The 18,049-nt window shown below is 39.6% G+C and carries 20 protein-coding genes; 3 read left to right on the forward strand and 17 right to left on the reverse strand.

The window, feature by feature from the left end:
- Nucleotides 1–18: 18 nt before the first annotated feature.
- From pal to C228_RS0107570, 10 genes are all read right to left on the reverse strand, one after another.
- Nucleotides 19–477 (reverse strand): peptidoglycan-associated lipoprotein Pal, encoded by a 459-nt coding sequence (pal, locus tag C228_RS0107525; protein WP_005596217.1) that lies wholly within the window; start codon nt 475–477, stop codon nt 19–21.
- Between the two features lie 24 nt (nt 478–501).
- Nucleotides 502–1,782 carry a Tol-Pal system beta propeller repeat protein TolB gene (gene tolB, locus C228_RS0107530; RefSeq protein ID WP_018652047.1) on the reverse strand — a complete coding sequence of 427 codons (1,281 nt, stop codon included), beginning with the start codon at nt 1,780–1,782 and terminating at the stop codon, nt 502–504.
- Between the two features lie 17 nt (nt 1,783–1,799).
- Complete coding sequence (gene tolA / locus C228_RS0107535) at nt 1,800–3,029, reverse strand: cell envelope integrity protein TolA (RefSeq protein WP_018652048.1); 1,230 nt, start codon at nt 3,027–3,029, stop codon at nt 1,800–1,802.
- 15 nt (nt 3,030–3,044) lie between these two features.
- Entirely contained in the window at nt 3,045–3,485 is a 441-nt protein-coding gene (gene tolR, locus C228_RS0107540; RefSeq protein ID WP_018652049.1) for a colicin uptake protein TolR, read from the reverse strand.
- A gap of 78 nt (nt 3,486–3,563) precedes the next feature.
- On the reverse strand, nt 3,564–4,244 hold the full coding sequence (gene tolQ, locus C228_RS0107545) for a protein TolQ (RefSeq protein WP_018652050.1): 681 nt from the start codon (nt 4,242–4,244) through the stop codon (nt 3,564–3,566).
- A 36-nt stretch (nt 4,245–4,280) separates the two neighbouring features.
- Nucleotides 4,281–4,670: a tol-pal system-associated acyl-CoA thioesterase gene (gene ybgC / locus C228_RS0107550; RefSeq protein WP_018652051.1), complete on the reverse strand. Its 390-nt coding sequence runs from the start codon at nt 4,668–4,670 to the stop codon at nt 4,281–4,283.
- A 150-nt stretch (nt 4,671–4,820) separates the two neighbouring features.
- Nucleotides 4,821–5,111 carry a cyd operon protein YbgE gene (ybgE, locus tag C228_RS0107555; protein WP_018652052.1) on the reverse strand — a complete coding sequence of 97 codons (291 nt, stop codon included), beginning with the start codon at nt 5,109–5,111 and terminating at the stop codon, nt 4,821–4,823.
- Between the two features lie 11 nt (nt 5,112–5,122).
- Nucleotides 5,123–5,221, reverse strand: coding sequence for a CydX/CbdX family cytochrome bd oxidase small subunit (locus tag C228_RS14140; protein ID WP_005619000.1), 99 nt, complete (start codon nt 5,219–5,221; stop codon nt 5,123–5,125).
- Nucleotides 5,222–5,233: 12 nt separating this feature from the next.
- Complete coding sequence (gene cydB, locus C228_RS0107565; protein ID WP_018652053.1) at nt 5,234–6,370, reverse strand: cytochrome d ubiquinol oxidase subunit II; 1,137 nt, start codon at nt 6,368–6,370, stop codon at nt 5,234–5,236.
- 12 nt (nt 6,371–6,382) lie between these two features.
- Nucleotides 6,383–7,933, reverse strand: coding sequence for a cytochrome ubiquinol oxidase subunit I (locus C228_RS0107570; protein WP_018652054.1), 1,551 nt, complete (start codon nt 7,931–7,933; stop codon nt 6,383–6,385).
- Between the two features lie 459 nt (nt 7,934–8,392).
- Here C228_RS0107570 and C228_RS0107575 point away from each other — a divergent pair, with 459 nt between their 5' ends.
- Entirely contained in the window at nt 8,393–8,725 is a 333-nt protein-coding gene (locus C228_RS0107575; protein WP_018652055.1) for a DUF5339 domain-containing protein, read from the forward strand.
- A 165-nt stretch (nt 8,726–8,890) separates the two neighbouring features.
- Here C228_RS0107575 and groL read toward each other — a convergent pair whose 3' ends face one another.
- The 7 genes from groL to secM form a co-directional block, all read right to left on the reverse strand.
- A complete protein-coding gene (gene groL, locus C228_RS0107580; RefSeq protein ID WP_018652056.1) occupies nt 8,891–10,534 on the reverse strand; it encodes a chaperonin GroEL in 1,644 nt (547 codons plus the stop codon).
- A gap of 63 nt (nt 10,535–10,597) precedes the next feature.
- Nucleotides 10,598–10,888 carry a co-chaperone GroES gene (locus C228_RS0107585; protein WP_018652057.1) on the reverse strand — a complete coding sequence of 97 codons (291 nt, stop codon included), beginning with the start codon at nt 10,886–10,888 and terminating at the stop codon, nt 10,598–10,600.
- 180 nt (nt 10,889–11,068) lie between these two features.
- Entirely contained in the window at nt 11,069–11,467 is a 399-nt protein-coding gene (gene mutT, locus C228_RS0107590; protein WP_018652058.1) for an 8-oxo-dGTP diphosphatase MutT, read from the reverse strand.
- Nucleotides 11,464–12,651 (reverse strand): tetratricopeptide repeat protein, encoded by a 1,188-nt coding sequence (locus C228_RS0107595; RefSeq protein ID WP_018652059.1) that lies wholly within the window; start codon nt 12,649–12,651, stop codon nt 11,464–11,466. Before C228_RS0107595 ends, mutT begins: the two co-directional genes overlap by 4 nt.
- Nucleotides 12,644–13,870 (reverse strand): glycosyltransferase family 9 protein, encoded by a 1,227-nt coding sequence (locus C228_RS0107600; protein ID WP_018652060.1) that lies wholly within the window; start codon nt 13,868–13,870, stop codon nt 12,644–12,646. The genes C228_RS0107595 and C228_RS0107600 overlap by 8 nt, the downstream gene beginning before the upstream one ends.
- Before the next feature lie 50 nt (nt 13,871–13,920).
- Entirely contained in the window at nt 13,921–16,653 is a 2,733-nt protein-coding gene (gene secA, locus C228_RS0107605; protein ID WP_018652061.1) for a preprotein translocase subunit SecA, read from the reverse strand.
- Nucleotides 16,654–16,751: 98 nt separating this feature from the next.
- Nucleotides 16,752–17,069, reverse strand: a complete 318-nt coding sequence (gene secM / locus C228_RS0107610; RefSeq protein ID WP_018652062.1) for a secA translation cis-regulator SecM — start codon at nt 17,067–17,069, stop codon at nt 16,752–16,754.
- Nucleotides 17,070–17,181: 112 nt separating this feature from the next.
- On the opposite strand from secM, the gene C228_RS0107615 reads away from it, so the two are divergent.
- Nucleotides 17,182–17,490, forward strand: a complete 309-nt coding sequence (locus tag C228_RS0107615) for a DciA family protein (protein ID WP_018652063.1) — start codon at nt 17,182–17,184, stop codon at nt 17,488–17,490.
- A gap of 16 nt (nt 17,491–17,506) precedes the next feature.
- On the forward strand, nt 17,507–17,881 hold the full coding sequence (locus tag C228_RS0107620) for a copper resistance protein NlpE (RefSeq protein ID WP_018652064.1): 375 nt from the start codon (nt 17,507–17,509) through the stop codon (nt 17,879–17,881).
- Nucleotides 17,882–18,049 lie beyond the last annotated feature (168 nt).

Raw genomic sequence — 18,049 nt, forward strand, 5'->3', positions numbered from 1 at the left:
TAGTAATTAGGCTACAAATCAGTATTCTAATACTGCACGACGGTTTTTAGCGTAGTCAGCTTCAGTGTGACCTAACACAGCTGGTTTTTCTTCACCGTAAGAAACAGTTGAAACTTGGTTAGCACCTTTAGTTGCTAAGTAGTTTTTAACTGCGTCTGCACGACGTTGACCTAACGCGATGTTGTACTCTGGAGTACCACGTTCGTCAGCGTGACCAGCAACTGTTACTTTACCGTTTGCTGATGTTAAGTATGCAGCATGTGCATCTAAAAGTTGTTGGTACTCACCTTCAACTGCATAGCTGTCGAAACCGAAGTATACAGTGTTGTAACGAGTTTGTAAGTCTTCAGCAGTCATACCGCCGAATTGACCTGCGTTTGCGTTAGCATTTGCGTTAGCGTTGTCTGATGAGCTGCTGCAAGCTGCTAATACGAATGCTGGTGCCGCAATCATCAATACTTTAGCTAGTTTTTTCATTTGTTGCTCCTAAAAAGAATTTTATTATTTAGTCAAATACGGTGACCAAGCAGGAAACTTAAATTGTCCACCTGCTCCCGGCAAGTTAGCTTTGAAACGGCCATCTGCGGACACCAATTGTAGCACTTTGCTCGTACCTTTGGTAGAGCTATAAATAACCATAATACCATTTGGCGAAATACTTGGACTCTCATCTAAGAAAGTTGAACTCAATACTTCCGTGCCACCCGAAGTGAGATCGCGTTTCACAACCTTATCACCAGCAATCATGATTAAATTCTTACCATCAGATGAAACTTTAGCGTTATAGCTACCGCTTCCACCCATTGGGCTCGCGCCGCCACCTGATGAACTCATTCTATACACTTGCGGAGAACCAGCACGGTCTGAAGTGAAGTAAATCGTACTTCCATCCGGAGACCAACTTGGTTCTGTATTATTACCTGCATTAGCAGTTAATTTTGATGGTTTACCACCATTTGCACTAACAACATAAATGTCTAACTCACCGTCTTGGTTCGATGCGAATGCAATACGAGAACCATCCGGAGAAAATGCCGGTGCACCGTTATGCCCACGTAATGCCGCTACAACACGACGAGAACCTGAACGTAAATCATGCACAACAACCTGTGCTTTTTTATTTTCAAACGTTACATAAGCTAAACGGCTACCGTCCGGAGACCATTCCGGCGACATTAACGGTTCTCTACTTTTCACAACAGTGAAGGCATTATAACCGTCATAATCTGAAACACGTAATTCGTAAGACGATACACCACGTTGTACAACGTACGCAATTTTTGTTCTGAAAGCACCACGAATTTGCGTAATTTTTTCAAATACCTGGTCACTTACCGTATGCGCACCTTGACGAATTTGTGCTGCCGGTACATTAAATGAACCTTGCGCTAAAACTGCTGCCGGATTACTTAATGTATCAACTAATTGATAAGCAACGTTATAACCACCACCGGTAGGTGTCACTTGCCCTACAACCACGCTATCAACACCAATATCCGTCCATTGTTGCGAATTAACTTCTGCAACTGAACCCGGTTGAGCCGGTAACTTCGCTTGTTCAATCGGTGTAAACTTACCGCTATTACGTAAATCGTCCGAAATGATTTGTCCTATATCCGCAGGTACACCACCATTCGCTTTAAATGGAACAACTGCAATAGGTTGCGCCATACTTACACCTTCATCAACAGAAATCACCACATCTGATTCAGCCGTTACTGCATTGCTAAAAAAGAGGGCGATGACAGTGATAACACTCGTAAAACGAGATTTTAATTTCATTGTTAACCTCTTGGTTGTTATAAAACTTTTAAACCAAACTTAATAATTGGAGATTTATATTTATTATAAATCTCTTCATTTGGAGCTCTCGGAACATTTCTTGCCGAGGTAATTGCAGCTACTGCCGCTCGACAAATATCATCCGGACCGGATAATACCTGATGGCTTGTGATATTACCTGCCGGATCAATCGAAATTTTCACTTGGCATTCTCGCCCACTAAAGCTTGGATCAACACGATAGGTTCGCGCCAATTTTTTCTTAATTAGCTGTTCATAACCTGTATCAGCTACGCCTTTTCCATCACTGATACCTTTCGAGTTACCATTACCTTGTGAACCCGCAGTATTTTTATTACCGCCTTTACTCGAACCACCACCAATATCTCCACCACTTAAGAAATCATCAAGGGCTTTATTATTTTTGGCTTGAGCTGCTTTGGCTGCTACATCCGCTTTAACCTTCGCTTCTGCGGCTGCTTTCGCTTTAGCTTCTTTTTCTGCTTTAGCCTTAGCTTCTTTCTCCGCTTTTAGTTTCGCTTCCTTTTCAGCTTTTTCTTTAGCTTCTTTCTCTGCTTTAACTTTGGCTTCTTTTTCCGCTTTTAGTTTCGCCTCTTTTTCCGCTTTTAATTTTGCTTCTTTCTCGGCCTGTTTTTGCTCTTCAAGTTTTTTCTGCTGTTCAGCTTTTTTCTGAGCTTCTTTTGCTTTCTTCTCTTCCTCAGCTGCTTTTGCTGCCGCTTCTAAGTTTCTAGCCTCTGCTTCAGCTCTTAAGCGAGCAGCCTCCGCTGCTTTTTTACGAGTAGCTTCTTCCGCTTGCTCTTTTTTAAGCTGCTCTTGCTGACGTTGCTGCTCAGCTTTTTGGCGCTGTTCCTCTTCACGTTGCTCTTCTTGTTTTTTGCGTTCTTCAATCATTGCAACACGTTGCTGCTCTTTTGCCTGTTCTTCAGCAATTTCTTGAGGCGTCGGTTCTTCTACTACTTCTTCATGTTTTGGTTTTTCTTGTTCCGCCACCTTCGGCTGTGCACTGCCTTTTTTGTCTGATTTTAAGAGTCCGTACTCGGCAGCAACCTGCCCAGTATCAACCATAACAGCTTCAAACTCTTCACCTGTACCACCGCTACCGCCGGCTGCTTCTTCTAGCGTAGTCTTGGTAAAAAATGAACCAAGTAGAAGCAATCCAATCAACAATGCATGTAATAGGACTGAAACTATAACCGCCAGTTCTAGTCTGTCGTCTTTAGATTTCACACGTTATCCTTATTACTATTTGCCTTGGGTCATTAACCCAGCATTTTTAATACCCGCATCTTTTAAAAGAACAATTCCTTTAATAACTTCTTCATAAGGAATATCTTTCTCTGCCGCCACAAGGAAAAGAGTATTCGGATCTTTCTGGAATGCTTCACCGGCATACGCAACAACTTCTTGCTCACCTAACGCTTCCTGTCCGCTACTCCCTTGTACAAAGTTACCGTCAATTTTTAATTTATATAGACCGACATCCGCAACTTGCAAAATGACGGGAGTTTTATCTTCATTAGATACCGATTGACTATGTTTATCTTCTGGTAAATTAACCTCAACGCTTTGGCTGATAACCGGTGCGGTTGCCATAAAGATAAGTAATAGTACAAGCAATACGTCCAAAAATGGCACAATATTGATTTCAGATTTAATGTCATTACGTTTACGACGGTAAGACATATTTTCCTCTTATACATTAGTGAATAAAAGATCTGACCATATTAAGCGGTCAGATCTCGTGAATTTTTTACTACTCGCTTATTTTTTAGAAAACGCTTGGCGATGTAAAATAGTAGTAAATTCATCAATAAAATTAGCATAATCTTGTTCTAGTTTATTTACACGTAAACTTAAACGATTGTATGCCATAACTGCTGGAATTGCAGCGAATAATCCGATTGCTGTTGCAATCAAAGCTTCCGCAATACCCGGAGCAACTGATTGTAAGGTTGCCTGTTTTACTGCACTTAAGCCCATAAATGAGTGCATAATCCCCCATACCGTACCGAATAAACCGATATAAGGACTGATTGAACCTACTGTTCCTAAAAATGGAATGTAGCTTTCTAAATTTTCAATTTCACGGTTTAACGCTAAGTTCATCGCTCGGCTAGAACCTTTCATGGTCGCTTCAGGCGCATCCGAGTTTACTTGCTGTAAACGCATATACTCTTTAAAACCAGCATAGAAAATTTGCTCTGAACCGGTCAAGCCATTACGACGATTTTCTAAACCTTCATGTAAGCGATGTAAATCTTCACCTGACCAGAATTTATTTTCAAACGCTAACGCATCTTTCTTTGCCGCTGTTAAAATACGGCTACGTTGAATAATGACAGCCCAAGATAAAATTGAGAACATGATTAAGATTAAAATAACAATCTTAACAACGATACTTGCCTGCATAAACAGCGAAACAAGGTTAAAATCAGTTTCCATTTAATAGAACTCCGAATAAGTAATTTGTTTAAAAAATTAGACCGCTTGTAGTGCCTGACGTATATCATCAGGGATCCCCACAGGCTTCATTTTTGTTAAATCAACACTTGCAACGGTGACTTTTGCTTCACTTAAACAAATATCATCACGCCATAATTGTTGTTGAAATACAATCGTTGCTTTTTTTAACTCAGTTACGACTGTTTCGACCCTGAGTAAATCATCTAAACGAGCAGGAATTTTATAATCAATTTCTAATTTTTTTACGACAAAAGCAAATGAGCCGGCCAATAATTGTTGCTGAGAGAAACCTACTTGGCGTAAATACTCTGTGCGTGCACGCTCAAAAAAACAGATGTAATTTGCATGGTAAACCACGCCTCCGGCATCCGTATCTTCATAATAAACTCTAATCGGGAAATTCATTTGCATTCCAATATTCGTCAAAATGAAAAACGCCCAAAAATTAGGCGTAAATTGCGTGCTATTTTAGAGAGAGAAAAATGGTTGTGCAATAGGGAAATGAAAATATTTTTTTATAAAAAAATTAATAAAAAAGCGTAAGAAATCTTACGCCTATCTTAATGAAATTAAATAACTCAATGAACTAATGACAATTAAATAGCCTGTTATAGGTAAAAAGACTAGACGCCAAATCGCACTTTGAATTTCAAAGCCAATTCCATGAATCCACAAAATGGCCATGCCATAGAAGGCTAATATCGCTAAATAAGGGATATGCCCACCAAAATGCTGGGCAAATAGATTAGCATTCAGCAATATCATTGCAAATAGCACACCGGCAAGAATAAAAGAAAGGGCCTTTAGCCAGCCCTTTCTTGTTAAATTATAGAGCGAATGAATCATTCACTATAATCCTATTCGTCAAATTTGCCTGTTTTCTCAATGCTAACAGTAATTACCGTTGCAAAAAGAATCGCAAGTAAAACGCCTAATACCCAAGTTACATAAAACATCTGTTTATCTCCTTAGTATGCACTTGCTTTGTTATCTTCTAAGTATTTAGCATCTAAGCGACCATACATTTTGATGTATGACCAAATAGTATAAGCTAATACTAAAGGCACAAAGATACACGCAACAACTAACATTACTGTTAATGTATATTGACTTGCTGTTGAATCCCAAACCGTTAAGCTCATTTCTGGGTGAGAAATTGACGGCATAATAAATGGGAACATAGATACAGCTGCAGTAACAATAACCCCAACAAGCATAATTGATGATGAGAAGAATGCTAAGCCGGAACGATTCACTTTAGAAGTAACAATCGTTAACAATGCACCTAATACCGCTAATGCAGGAACAACCCATAATACCGGCATCTCAGCAAAATTTCTGAACCATGCTGCACTTTCAACCGCTACAGTTTTATTAGTTAAGAATGATTGTGCATTGTGGTCTAAATCGCTTGTGATCACAAAGCCATCTTTAAACGATAACCAAACACCTGCTAATACAAACGCAACTAATACGACTGCCGCAGTAACTTGAGCGGTTGCTCTCGCACGGTTACGTAAATCACCGGTCGTTTTCATTTGTAACCATGTCGCACCTTGTGTAGTTAACATCATTAAGCTTACTACACCACATAATAATGCGAACGGATTTAATAAACCGAAGAATGAACCTGTATATACTACTTGGTTAAGGTTATTAAATTCGAATGGTGCGCCTTGTAATAAATTACCGAATGCGACACCGAAAATTAATGACGGAACAAAACCACCGACAAATAAACCCCAGTCCCAAGCATTACGCCATTTCTGGCTATCTACTTTAGCACGATATTCAAAACCTACCGGACGGAAAAATAACGCCGCTAGCACTAGAATCATCGCTAAATAGAAACCGGAGAATGATGTCGCATAAACCGTAGGCCATGCCGCAAAGATCGCACCACCGGCTGTTAATAACCATACTTGGTTACCATCCCAGTGAGGAGCAATAGTATTAATCATTACTCGACGTTCAACATTACTTTTACCAACCACCGGTAATAATGTTAATACGCCCATATCAAAACCGTCTGTAATCGCAAAGCCGATTAGCAATACGACAATCAGAATCCACCAAATAAAGCGGAGAATTTCATAATCGATCATTGTACACTCCTATTATTTTGTAGATTGTTCAAAATGATAACGACCAGTCTTTAATGCACTTGGACCAAGTCTGCTATATTTAAACATTAAATACATCTCAACCACGAGGAAGATAGTATATAAGCCGCAAAGTAAACCGATTGAGATCCAAAGATCTGTCGTCGTTAATGCAGAATTAGATACGCCTGTCGGTAATACTTCATAAATTGCCCAAGGTTGACGACCATACTCTGCTAAGAACCAACCGGACTCAATTGCAATCCATGGAAGAGGAATACTCCATAACATTGCTCTTAAGAATAAACGGTTTTTGCCAACGGTACCACGTACGTTTTGGAAGAATGCGAAACCAATTAATAGAAGCATCAAACCACCAGAAACCATCATTACTCGGAATGCCCAGAATGTTGGACCAACATTAGGAATGGTGCTCGCCGCAGCTTTTTGGATTTGCTCTTCAGTTGCATCAACTACATTCGGTGTATATTGTTTAAGTAATAAACCGAAACCTAAGTCTTTTTGTACTGCTTTGAATGCTTCTTTTTCTTCTGCAGTATAGTTACCCGCACGTAATTTTTCGAGTAACGCATATGCTTGAATACCGGTACGAACACGTTGTTCGTTGATTGCACGAATATCTTTTAAACCTTTAATTTCAGTATCAAAAGAACGTGTTGCAATAATACCTGCCATATATGGAATATGAATTGAGAATTCATTTTTCATTTCAGCAGTATTAGGAATTACAAATGCATTCCATGCCGCTGGGGCAGGTTGAGTTTCAAACTCACCTTCCATTGCCGCTAATTTAGTAGGTTGTGCTTTACCGATTTCGTAACCTGATTCATCACCCATAATTAATACGGCAAGAATCGCCATTAAACCAAAGCTTGCGCCTACTGAGAATGAACGTTTTGCAAAACCGAGATCCTGACCTTTTAAGATATAGTAAGCACTAATACCTAATACAAATACCGCACCACAAGTATAACCTGCTGTTACCGTATGTAAGAATTTAGATTGTGTCACAGGGTTTAATACGAGATCAGAGAAACTTACAAGTTCCATTCGCATTGTTTCGAAGTTAAATTCAGAACCAACCGGATTCTGCATCCAACCATTCGCAACAAGGATCCATAACGCTGAGAAGTTAGAACCGAACGCAACCGCATAAGTCGCAAGTAAATGTTTACCTTTTGATAAACGATCCCAACCGAAGAAGAATAAACCAATGAAAGTTGACTCTAAGAAGAACGCCATTAAGCCTTCAATTGCTAATGGAGCACCAAAGATATCGCCCACATAGTGAGAATAATATGACCAGTTCATACCAAACTGGAATTCCATCGTAATACCAGTTGTTACGCCAAGGGCAAAGTTAATACCGAATAACTTACCCCAGAATTTAGTCATATCTTTATAGACTTCTTTTCCTGTCGTTACATAAAGTGTTTCCATTACAACGAGAACGAAAGAAAGACCTAATGTTAACGGCACAAATAAGAAGTGATAGAGTGCAGTTAAAGCAAACTGCAAGCGCGAGAGTTCAACAACGTCTAACATCTCAGACCTCTTATAAAGTATAATAAAATTTATTTATAGATTATTCTGAATACGAATAATCACCCCAACAAAATTTTGACCTAAAACAACCATATAACCACAAATAGGTATATGCTTTTTTAAAATCTACATTCCATTCTACCTTGAATTTAATAAATTAAAAATAGTCGATTTGTTACATCGATCACATTTCTAGCCAAAACTTTGAAACAATGTTAAAAGTTAGATTATTTTCACTCATATTTTTATAACTTTTCCTTAGCATCCCTACCTTTTATGGAGTATGTCTTTCTACACTTTTATGATTAGTTTTGATATTGGTCAAATAAAATGATCGAAAAGATCCAAAAAATTTGCTATTTAATAATGACTTTTATTTCTTGTTTGTTATAATCGAAAAAATCCGAACTATGCGCCAAACGATAGTTTTTAACTATAATTGAAAAAGGTAAAACCATAATGTTAAAAAAAGTTCTTATTTCAACTTTCGCTAGCTTCATACTGGCATTCACAGCACAAACAGCGATGGCAGAGGTGAAAACTTCTTCACTTTCTATGGCAAGACCTTCTGTCAATCAAAGATTGCCAACACAATGCCAAAGAATGTTTAGTGTTGCAGATAAACTTGTTTCCGATGCGGAAAAACAACCCGGTACACATACCCAAGTTGCTAAAATGAAAAGTAAGTTATCTTCTACAAGACAACAAATCCTAAAAATGGAAACTGAAATGCAACAAAAAAGTTGTAATAAAGGTTTAACTGCTTTAAACACACTGAAACAAAAACATTAATCGTTTAGCCCTGAATTATTTACCCGAGCATTGATTACTAAAAAGATGCTCGGTTTTTTATTGCTTTTAATTTGTAAAAAAATCAGAAAATTTGACCGCTTGTAAGGCGTAAAAAAACTCTGGGAAAATTTCCCAGAGTTTTTTTATGTCAGCTGGAGGGATGAATTACATCATTCCGCCCATACCGCCCATGCCGCCCATTGCAGCTGCCGGATCTAACTTTTCATCTTTCGGCAAATCGGTGATCATACATTCTGTAGTAATCATTAAACCTGCGATAGACGCTGCGAATTGTAATGCTGAACGAGTTACTTTAGTCGGATCTAAAATACCCATTTCAAGCATATCGCCGTATTGTTCCGTACCGGCATTGTAACCGTAGTTACCGTTACCGTCTTTCACATTACGAGCAACAACTGACGCTTCTTCGCCTGCGTTAGTAACGATTTGGCGAAGTGGCGCTTCCATCGCACGAAGCGCAAGTTTAATACCGACATTTTGCTCTTCGTTATCTCCTGTTAAGGTTGCAGCCACTTTAGAAGCAGCACGCACTAATGCAACACCACCTCCCGGTACGATACCTTCTTCAACTGCCGCACGAGTTGCGTGTAACGCATCATCAACACGATCTTTTTTCTCTTTCATCGCAACTTCGGTTGCCGCACCTACTTTAATTACCGCAACACCGCCGGCTAATTTTGCAACACGCTCTTGAAGTTTCTCTTTATCGTAATCTGATGTTGAATCTTCAATTTGTTGGCGAATTTGTGCTACACGTGCTTTGATTTGTGCTTCATCACCGATACCGTCAATAATGGTTGTATTATCTTTGGTGATCACAACACGTTTTGCCTGACCTAATTCTTCAAGTGTCGCTTTCTCAAGTTCCATACCGATTTCTTCTGAAATCACAGTACCTGCGGTTAAGATTGCAATATCTTGTAACATTGCTTTACGACGATCGCCAAAGCCCGGTGCTTTTACTGCAGCCACTTTCACGATACCACGCATTGTATTTACAACTAATGTTGCTAACGCTTCACCTTCAATATCTTCCGCAACAATTAATAACGGTTTACCTGCTTTTGCGACTGCTTCTAATACCGGTAAGATTTCACGAATGTTGCTGATTTTTTTATCAACTAAAATGATATATGGGTTTTCTAATTCAACCGTACCTGCTTCCGGTTTGTTGATAAAGTATGGAGAAAGGTAACCACGGTCAAATTGCATACCTTCTACCACATCTAACGCATCATCTAAACCTGTGCCGTCTTCAACAGTGATAACGCCTTCTTTACCCACTTTTTCCATTGCTTGTGCAATTAATTTGCCCACGGTTTCATCAGAGTTGGCCGAAATAGTACCTACTTGCTCAATCTCTTTTGAAGTTTCGCACGGTTTAGAAATGGCTTTTAGTTCTTCCACTACAGCAACAACTGCTTTATCGATACCACGTTTTAAATCCATCGGATTCATACCTGCCGCTACTGCTTTTAAGCCTTCGTTTACGATTGCTTGCGCAAGAACAGTCGCGGTTGTCGTACCGTCACCGGCTGCATCATTTGCTTTTGACGCCACTTCTTTTACCATTTGTGCGCCCATATTTTCGAATTTATCTTCTAATTCGATCTCACGTGCTACTGACACACCGTCTTTAGTGATTGTCGGCGCACCGTATGCTTTATCTAACACAACGTTACGGCCTTTAGGACCTAAAGTTACTTTTACCGCATCTGCTAAAATATTCACGCCTTTAAGCATTTTAATGCGTGCGTCATTACCGAATTTAACGTCTTTTGCTGCCATTTTTTCTTCCTATAAATTATTTATTCAATTTGCAAAAAATTAGTGAAAACTGACCGCTTATCACTACTCTACGATTGCTAAAATATCGTTTTCAGAAAGAATTAACACTTCTTCACCGTCAATTTTTTCTGATTTCACACCATAACCTTCGTTGAAGATAACAACATCACCAACTTTTACCGCTAATGCTTGTACAGAACCATTATCTAACAAACGACCTGTACCAACTGCAATTACTTTACCGCGAGTAGATTTTGTTGCCGCTGAGCCGGTTAAAACGATACCGCCTGCCGAACGTGTTTCTACTTCTTCACGTTTTAAAATTACTTTATCGTGTAATGGACGAAGAGCCATTGTCTGTTTCCTTCTATTAATCTGTAAAAATTTCACACGCAGAATTGCGTGCAGCGATAACTAACATTGGGACAAATTCTCCGCTTTCAAGTTACTTTTACAAAATTTTATGCAAAAATAACTACTTTCGGCTGATTTTTAAGCAAAAAAAGAGCCTCTCGAATGAAATGCTCTTTTTCATTAGCTTTCTAATTTTAAGCGTTGAACTAAACGGTTATTTGCCAGCGGAAATTCGCTCTCATCCAAATCCGCCTGAGCGACCCAAAATCCTTCTTGCCCTTCACGCCCAAACGGTTCACCAACCCATTCTTCCACTAAATAGAAGAAAAACTCAATCACTTTGGTCGGATAATCAAAACGGAACGATTCATAAGGGAAAGCACTTAATACGTGAATCCCAATTTCTTCTTCCAACTCACGTTTTAATGCCTCTTCCGGCGTTTCTCCCATATCCACTTTACCGCCGGGAAATTCCAACGCTTGCGCAAAATCTTGCCCTTCGAGCCTTTGGGTTAAATAAATCTGTCCAAATTCATTGCGGATAATGCCTGCAGCGACTTGGATTGTGGGCTTATTCATGTATTTTCCTTGAGAACTTGTTGTAATTGTTGTTGGATATTTTTTATCACAGATTGCCAAGTAAGACTAGCCTCTTGGCGAAAAAGTTTCACACTGTCATACCATGGGCTATCTTGTCGTGCCAACAACCAGCGAAAATCAGGGTGATAACTCAGCATAATCCACGTCGGTTTGCCCATTGCAGCAGCCAAATGGGCGACAGACGTATCAACGCTGATCACAAGATCCATTTGGGCGATTAGCGCCGCAGTATCAGAGAAATCGTCAATATCTCGCTGCCAAATATGCAAATTTTCGAATAAATCAGACCGCTTATTATCCGCTTCGTTTAGCTCTTTTTGCAAACAATGGAAATCAGCATCTAACGCAAATAACTGTGAAAACAGCTCAAAAGGCAAACTGCGAGAAGCGTTTCGATTATGTTTTGTCGATCCTGACCAAACCACACCGATTTTCAAGCGTTTTAGCGTACTACAAGCGGTTATTTTTGTATGCCATTTTGCAAGAAACTCCGGTTGCGCTTGTAAGTAACCGCTTGAATAAGGAATATTTTCAAGCGTGCTACCAAGCACTAAAGGCGCACTTAACATCGGTAAGTGGTATGCCAGCCCCGTAATTTGTCCGCCGTTTTGCATTGTTTCAATACCGTATTGCGCCAAATTATAATTGAGTAAATTTTCAATGCCACTATGATTAAGTACCACCACATTTAAGCCTTGACGTTTCATTTCCAAGGCATAACGCACAAACTGAATGTTATCGCCAAATCCCTGCTCCACGTGAAACAGGATTTTAGCATCACCGATATTTTCTCCTCGCCATTGCGGAATATTAATTTCCAGCGGTTCAAAAGCAGGCAAACCGGTTTGCCAACGCCATTCGTAAGCTTGCCAGCCTTGCGGATAATCACCTAACAAGTTATGTAACATCGCTTTATTACACCAAGCAATAGCATAATTTGGCGCAAGTTCGACTGCTTTATTCGCATCTTTTAACGCTAATTGGTAAAGTCCCAAGTTTTGTAAGACCGTGCAACGATTGTGATATAGCACCGCTTTATCCGACAATAAACGGATAATCTCATCGTATTTTCTTAAAATCACCAGCCATTCAAATGGTGTCGCAGCACTGTCCTGCTCTTCTACCAATAAAGCGAGATATTGTTCAAACGTCATTTCAGCCATATTGTTGTTCCAATTGCTGTTGTACTCTAATGATCACCGGTTGCCAGTCAAAATCAAAGCCCTGACGGAATAGACGTACACTCTGATACCACGGACTATCCTCTCTTGCCAATAACCAACGAAAATCGGGATGATAGCTGATTAAAATCCAAGTCGGTTTGCCCATCGCCGCCGCTAAATGTGCCACTGAAGTATCTACACTAATCACTAAATCAAGTTGAGCAATCAATGCCGCCGTATCGGAAAAATCCGTTAAATCATCTTGCCAAAAATGCAAATTTTTGAGCTTTTCCGACCGCTTGTAATCGGCCTCATTCACTACTTTTTGCAAGCAATGAAATTCCGCATCAAATTCAAATAACGGTAAGAACTGTTCAAATTGCAAACTTCGTATCGCATTGCGGTGATGTTTAGGCGAGCCTGCCCATACCACGCCAATTTTAAGTCTTTTAGCGGAATCGCAAGCACTTATTTTCTGTTGCCATTTTATAAAGTGATCGGTTTCGGGCAATAGATAACCTTCCGTATAAGGAATATTATCCAATCTTGTACCGAAATAATGCGGTAGGCTCATCATTGAAACATAATATTTCAGTCCGCCAATCGCCTCACCATTTTTTGATGTGGCAATTCCATATTGCGCTAAATTGGCATTCAGCAAATTTTCTAACGGCTGATGATTGACCACCACAATATTCAAGCCTCGTTTTTTCGCTTCTAAGGCATAACGCACAAATTGAATATTATCGCCAAAGCCTTGTTCTGCATAAACTAGAAGCTTGGCTTGACCAATATCCTCACCTTGCCAACGAGGAATCGGCCACCCTGTGTCTTGAAAGGTTTCCACATCGGTTTTCCAGCGCCATTCATAAGCTTTCCAACCTTCTTCATAACGCCCTAAAGTATTTAAAATAAACGCTTTATTACACCATGCCATAGCAAAATCCGGTGCAAGCTCAAGTGTTTTCTCCGCATCTTTGAGTGCTAAATCATAAAAGCCTAAGTGCTTTAATACATCGGAACGATTGTGGTAAGCGAGAATGGACTGAGGGAAATCTCCTAAAAAATCATCGTACAACTTTAACACGGCAAGTAATTCTAAAGGATTGCTCGCCTGTTGCTGTTGTTGATAAATATAAGAGAAACGTTCTTGTTCAGAACCTTGCTGAATAGAAATTAAGTCTGAATTCATAAAAAAGACAAAGAAAAAAGCGGTCATTTTTTCAGAAAATTTTGCAAAAATTTAGAAAAAACGACCGCTTATATTAATTATGCATATCTTGCTTTACTGCCGTGACAATGTTTGTATTTTTTGCCAGAACCGCAAGGGCAAGGATCATTTCGACCGATATTCAAATTCGCTAATTGCTCATCTGTCAGCGATTCTGCAGCAGCACCTACTTGAGCATTTTGCATTTGTTCTTCGGTCGCCGCTTGATAATGCGCAGCTTCCGCTTCAGCTATTGCGTCTTGCTGGCGTTGAGCCTCTTCAATCTCTTCTTGACTACGCACTTGAATACGGCTTAACACGCTAATCACATTAGATTTCAACAAATCGAGCATATTAGTAAACATTTCAAATGATTCTTTTTTATACTCTTGTTTCGGATCTTTTTGTGCATAGCCACGTAAGTGAATACCTTTGCGTAAGTAGTCCATTGCCGAAAGATGCTCTTTCCAAAGCTCATCTAAGTTTTGTAACATTACTCCTTTTTCGAAGTTACGCATCACTTCCGAGCCAACTTTCTCTTCTTTCGTTTGGTACTCTTGTTTCGCAATATCAATAATGCGCTCACGCAATGTCTCTTCGTGTAAGTCATTTTCTTGCTCTAACCAATGTTGGATAGGCAATTCCATACCGAATTGACGTTTTAACGCTTCTTCTAAGCCGGCAACATCCCACATTTCTTCAATGGATTGCGGTGGAATATATTGGCTAATCACATTATTGAACACGTCTTCACGAACAGTGTTGATCATTGCTGAAATATCATCGGTTTCAAGCAAGTAATTACGTTGTTCGTAAATCGCTTTACGTTGTTCGTTCGCAACATCATCGTACTGTAATAAGTTTTTACGACCGTCGAAGTTATGCGCTTCCACTTTCGCTTGTGCCGATGCGATCACTTTAGTCAGTAATTTTGACTCCATCGCCTCACCATCTTCGGAGAAGGCTTTACGCATCATATTTAATTTACCTTCATTCAGGTAAATACGCATTAGCGCATCGTCTAAAGACAGATAGAAACGCGATGAACCTGGGTCACCCTGACGACCGGAACGACCACGTAACTGGTTATCGATACGGCGAGATTCGTGACGTTCAGTACCGATAATATGTAAACCGCCCGCTTTCATTACGATGTCATAGCGCTCTTTCCAAGCCGCTTTAATCGCTTCGATTTGCTCTTCGGTCGGATTTTCTAACTTCGCCACTTCCGCTTTCCAGTTACCGCCTAACACGATATCCGTACCACGACCCGCCATATTGGTTGCAATGGTCACTGCACCCGGTGCCCCAGCTTCCGCCACGATTTCCGCTTCTTGGGCATGGAATTTTGCATTTAATACGTTATGAGCAATACCGGCTTTGGTTAATTCTGCCGACAAAAGTTCTGATTTTTCAACAGATGCCGTACCGACTAACACCGGTTGTTGGCGAGCCATACAGTCTTTAATATCATTGATAATTGCCGCAAATTTCTCCGGTTCGCTCTTAAACATTAAGTCGGTACGGTCATCACGAATAACCGGTTTATTGGTTGGAATAACTACCGTATCCAAACCGTAAATTTGTTGGAATTCAAATGCTTCCGTATCCGCCGTACCGGTCATACCGGCTAATTTTTCGTATAAACGGAAATAGTTTTGGTAAGTGATAGACGCAACAGTTTGGTTTTCACCTTGGATATTGACTTTTTCTTTTGCTTCAATCGCCTGGTGCAAACCATCAGACCAACGGCGTCCCGCCATTGTACGACCGGTGTGTTCGTCAATAATCACAACTTCACCATCTTTTACGATGTAATCTACATCTAATTCAAATAATTTATGCGCACGTAATGCTGCATAAACATGATGTAATAAAGAGATACGAGCCGGATGATAAAGTGTTTCGCCTTCTTGCATTAAGCCCATTTCGGTCAAAATGCCTTCTACTTTCACCATACCACGCTCAGTTAAATACGCCTGTTTATTTTTCAGATCTAAGGTGAAATCACCTTCACCGGTATATTCTTCAGTGTCTTCTTTATCTTGCTGAATCAAATGCGGAATAATCGTATCAATCGCTTGATAGATTTGGGTCGCATCTTCCGCCGGACCTGAAATAATTAACGGCGTACGTGCTTCATCAATTAAGATTGAGTCCACTTCATCCACTAACGCATAGTGTAATTCACGTTGGAAACGGTCTTCTTTTGCGTGCGCAAGGTTATCACGTAAGTAGTCGAAACCTAACTCACTATTAGTTGAGTAGGTAATATCCGCTTTATACGCTTCACGTTTTACTTCATTCGGAAGACCCGGCACATTCACTGCAACGGTTAAACCTAAAAATTCAAATAACGGGCGATTTGTTTCCGCATCACGGCGTGCAAGATAATCGTTCACGGTTACAACGTGTACGCCTTTACCGGTTAACGCATTTAAGTAACAAGGTAGTGTTGCGGTTAACGTTTTACCTTCACCGGTACGCATCTCTGCGATATTACGGTTAGTTAATACCATACCGCCGATTAATTGCACATCAAAATGACGCATTCCCATCACACGGCGGCTTGCCTCACGCACAGTTGCAAACGCTTCGTGCAATAAGCTGTCAAGGCTTGCACCATCAGCTAAACGTTGTTTAAATTCCGCGGTTTTAGCTTGTAATTCCGCATCAGTTAATTTTTCAAATGCCGGTTCAAGTTTATTAATTTGCGCAACACGTTTTCTTAAACGTTTTAACGTGCGATCGTTGCTTGAACCGAAAATTGAAGTGATAATTTTTGAAATCATTGTGTTGTCCTAATCTAATTATATTGATACGAAAAGTGGCATAGCTTTACGGAAGCAATCTTTGACTCCGTCCACTTATGATGAATTAATTTTATAGATTAGACGATTGGGCCGGCTCGAATAGGATGGTTATCATCACCATCAAAGCGGTAAGATTTGGTAAAAAATTCACAAAAAACAACCGCTTGTGTCGGAATGTCCACAAGCTCTTGTTTAAGATCTGCGATAAATAAAGACTGTGACTCTTGTTCGTCAGAACAAGCAACACAAGGAGAAAAATACTGATTGATAACCGTTTCTTGCTCGCTTTCACTTTTTACCATTACATGAATTTCAGGTAACGCAAAAATCGCAACCAGCCCAAAAACTAATTGCGACCAAAAAGGCGTCTTGTGAAAATGCTTAAATAAACTCATCAACATTTGTTTTAAATACTAAAAATTATATTAATTATACGATAAATTCCAGTAGAATGGGCAGTTAATTGGGTCAAATAACGTAAAATCAAGGGGGTAATAGTCCGGAAAGATGAAAAATTCAGCAATAAAAAATATCACTGAAATTTTGCAGAACTCAAGCCTTAGTCGGATTGTCCAACGAGCCAATCAATTAAATGATTTGCATCAAAAAGTACAAAAATTATTACCAGAACAGTACCATGGGCTTTACCGTATTGTGAATTTAGTTGATAATCAACTTGTATTCGAAGTGCAAAATGCGACTGTACGACAAGGCTTACAGTTACAAAGTTCACATTTATTACAATTAATTCACTCTGATTTTCCAAATGTAACTGAGCTTCAGTTTAAAGTGAATCCGAGTTTTAGACACATTTAAATAGAAGGAAACTGGAATGAAAAAAATTGCGTTAGTTGCATTCAGTGCAGTATTAGGAGCTTGTTCACTCTTACCACAACAATCCGTTACGGGCACATTCCAAGGTGAATTACCTTGTGCAGATTGTGAGAAAATTCAAGCAGAGCTTATCTTAGACGCTAACAATAGCTACCAATACAATACCGTTTACGTAAAAGCCGGCAAAGAATATCCATTCAAAGATAAAGGTACCTATACTTGGGAACAAGGTAAACGTGACGTAATTCGTTTAGAAAAAGATTCCGGCTCATTAGCTTTTAAAGTCAGCAAAACACAAGTTGAAGTATGTGATGCCAATGGCAATCCGGCTAAAACCGCAAATCATCCCTACACCTTACACAAGGTGAAATAATTTGATGCAAATTAATTCTAAACGCCCGCTCACCAAGCGGGCTTTTATTTTGGGTTAAATTTAAGGCAATAATATAAAAAAATCCCCACAACGTTAGTTATGGGGATTGAACCTAAATAAGGAAAAAAGTAATTATTACTTACTTTAACTTAACCAAGGAAATATCTA

Origin of the sequence: Actinobacillus capsulatus DSM 19761 (genome assembly GCF_000374285.1) — a bacterium.
GTDB lineage: Bacteria > Pseudomonadota > Gammaproteobacteria > Enterobacterales > Pasteurellaceae > Actinobacillus > Actinobacillus capsulatus.

Coding starts and splice junctions, on each gene's coding strand:
- pal (WP_005596217.1), bottom strand. CDS start 477: ATGAAAAAACTAGCTAAAGTATTGATGATTGCGGCACCAGCATTCGTA.
- tolB (WP_018652047.1), bottom strand. CDS start 1,782: ATGAAATTAAAATCTCGTTTTACGAGTGTTATCACTGTCATCGCCCTC.
- tolR (WP_018652049.1), bottom strand. CDS start 3,485: ATGTCTTACCGTCGTAAACGTAATGACATTAAATCTGAAATCAATATT.
- tolQ (WP_018652050.1), bottom strand. CDS start 4,244: ATGGAAACTGATTTTAACCTTGTTTCGCTGTTTATGCAGGCAAGTATC.
- ybgC (WP_018652051.1), bottom strand. CDS start 4,670: ATGAATTTCCCGATTAGAGTTTATTATGAAGATACGGATGCCGGAGGC.
- ybgE (WP_018652052.1), bottom strand. CDS start 5,111: ATGATTCATTCGCTCTATAATTTAACAAGAAAGGGCTGGCTAAAGGCC.
- C228_RS14140 (WP_005619000.1), bottom strand. CDS start 5,221: ATGTTTTATGTAACTTGGGTATTAGGCGTTTTACTTGCGATTCTTTTT.
- cydB (WP_018652053.1), bottom strand. CDS start 6,370: ATGATCGATTATGAAATTCTCCGCTTTATTTGGTGGATTCTGATTGTC.
- C228_RS0107570 (WP_018652054.1), bottom strand. CDS start 7,933: ATGTTAGACGTTGTTGAACTCTCGCGCTTGCAGTTTGCTTTAACTGCA.
- C228_RS0107575 (WP_018652055.1), top strand. CDS start 8,393: ATGTTAAAAAAAGTTCTTATTTCAACTTTCGCTAGCTTCATACTGGCA.
- groL (WP_018652056.1), bottom strand. CDS start 10,534: ATGGCAGCAAAAGACGTTAAATTCGGTAATGACGCACGCATTAAAATG.
- C228_RS0107585 (WP_018652057.1), bottom strand. CDS start 10,888: ATGGCTCTTCGTCCATTACACGATAAAGTAATTTTAAAACGTGAAGAA.
- mutT (WP_018652058.1), bottom strand. CDS start 11,467: ATGAATAAGCCCACAATCCAAGTCGCTGCAGGCATTATCCGCAATGAA.
- C228_RS0107595 (WP_018652059.1), bottom strand. CDS start 12,651: ATGGCTGAAATGACGTTTGAACAATATCTCGCTTTATTGGTAGAAGAG.
- C228_RS0107600 (WP_018652060.1), bottom strand. CDS start 13,870: ATGACCGCTTTTTTCTTTGTCTTTTTTATGAATTCAGACTTAATTTCT.
- secA (WP_018652061.1), bottom strand. CDS start 16,653: ATGATTTCAAAAATTATCACTTCAATTTTCGGTTCAAGCAACGATCGC.
- secM (WP_018652062.1), bottom strand. CDS start 17,069: ATGAGTTTATTTAAGCATTTTCACAAGACGCCTTTTTGGTCGCAATTA.
- C228_RS0107615 (WP_018652063.1), top strand. CDS start 17,182: ATGAAAAATTCAGCAATAAAAAATATCACTGAAATTTTGCAGAACTCA.
- C228_RS0107620 (WP_018652064.1), top strand. CDS start 17,507: ATGAAAAAAATTGCGTTAGTTGCATTCAGTGCAGTATTAGGAGCTTGT.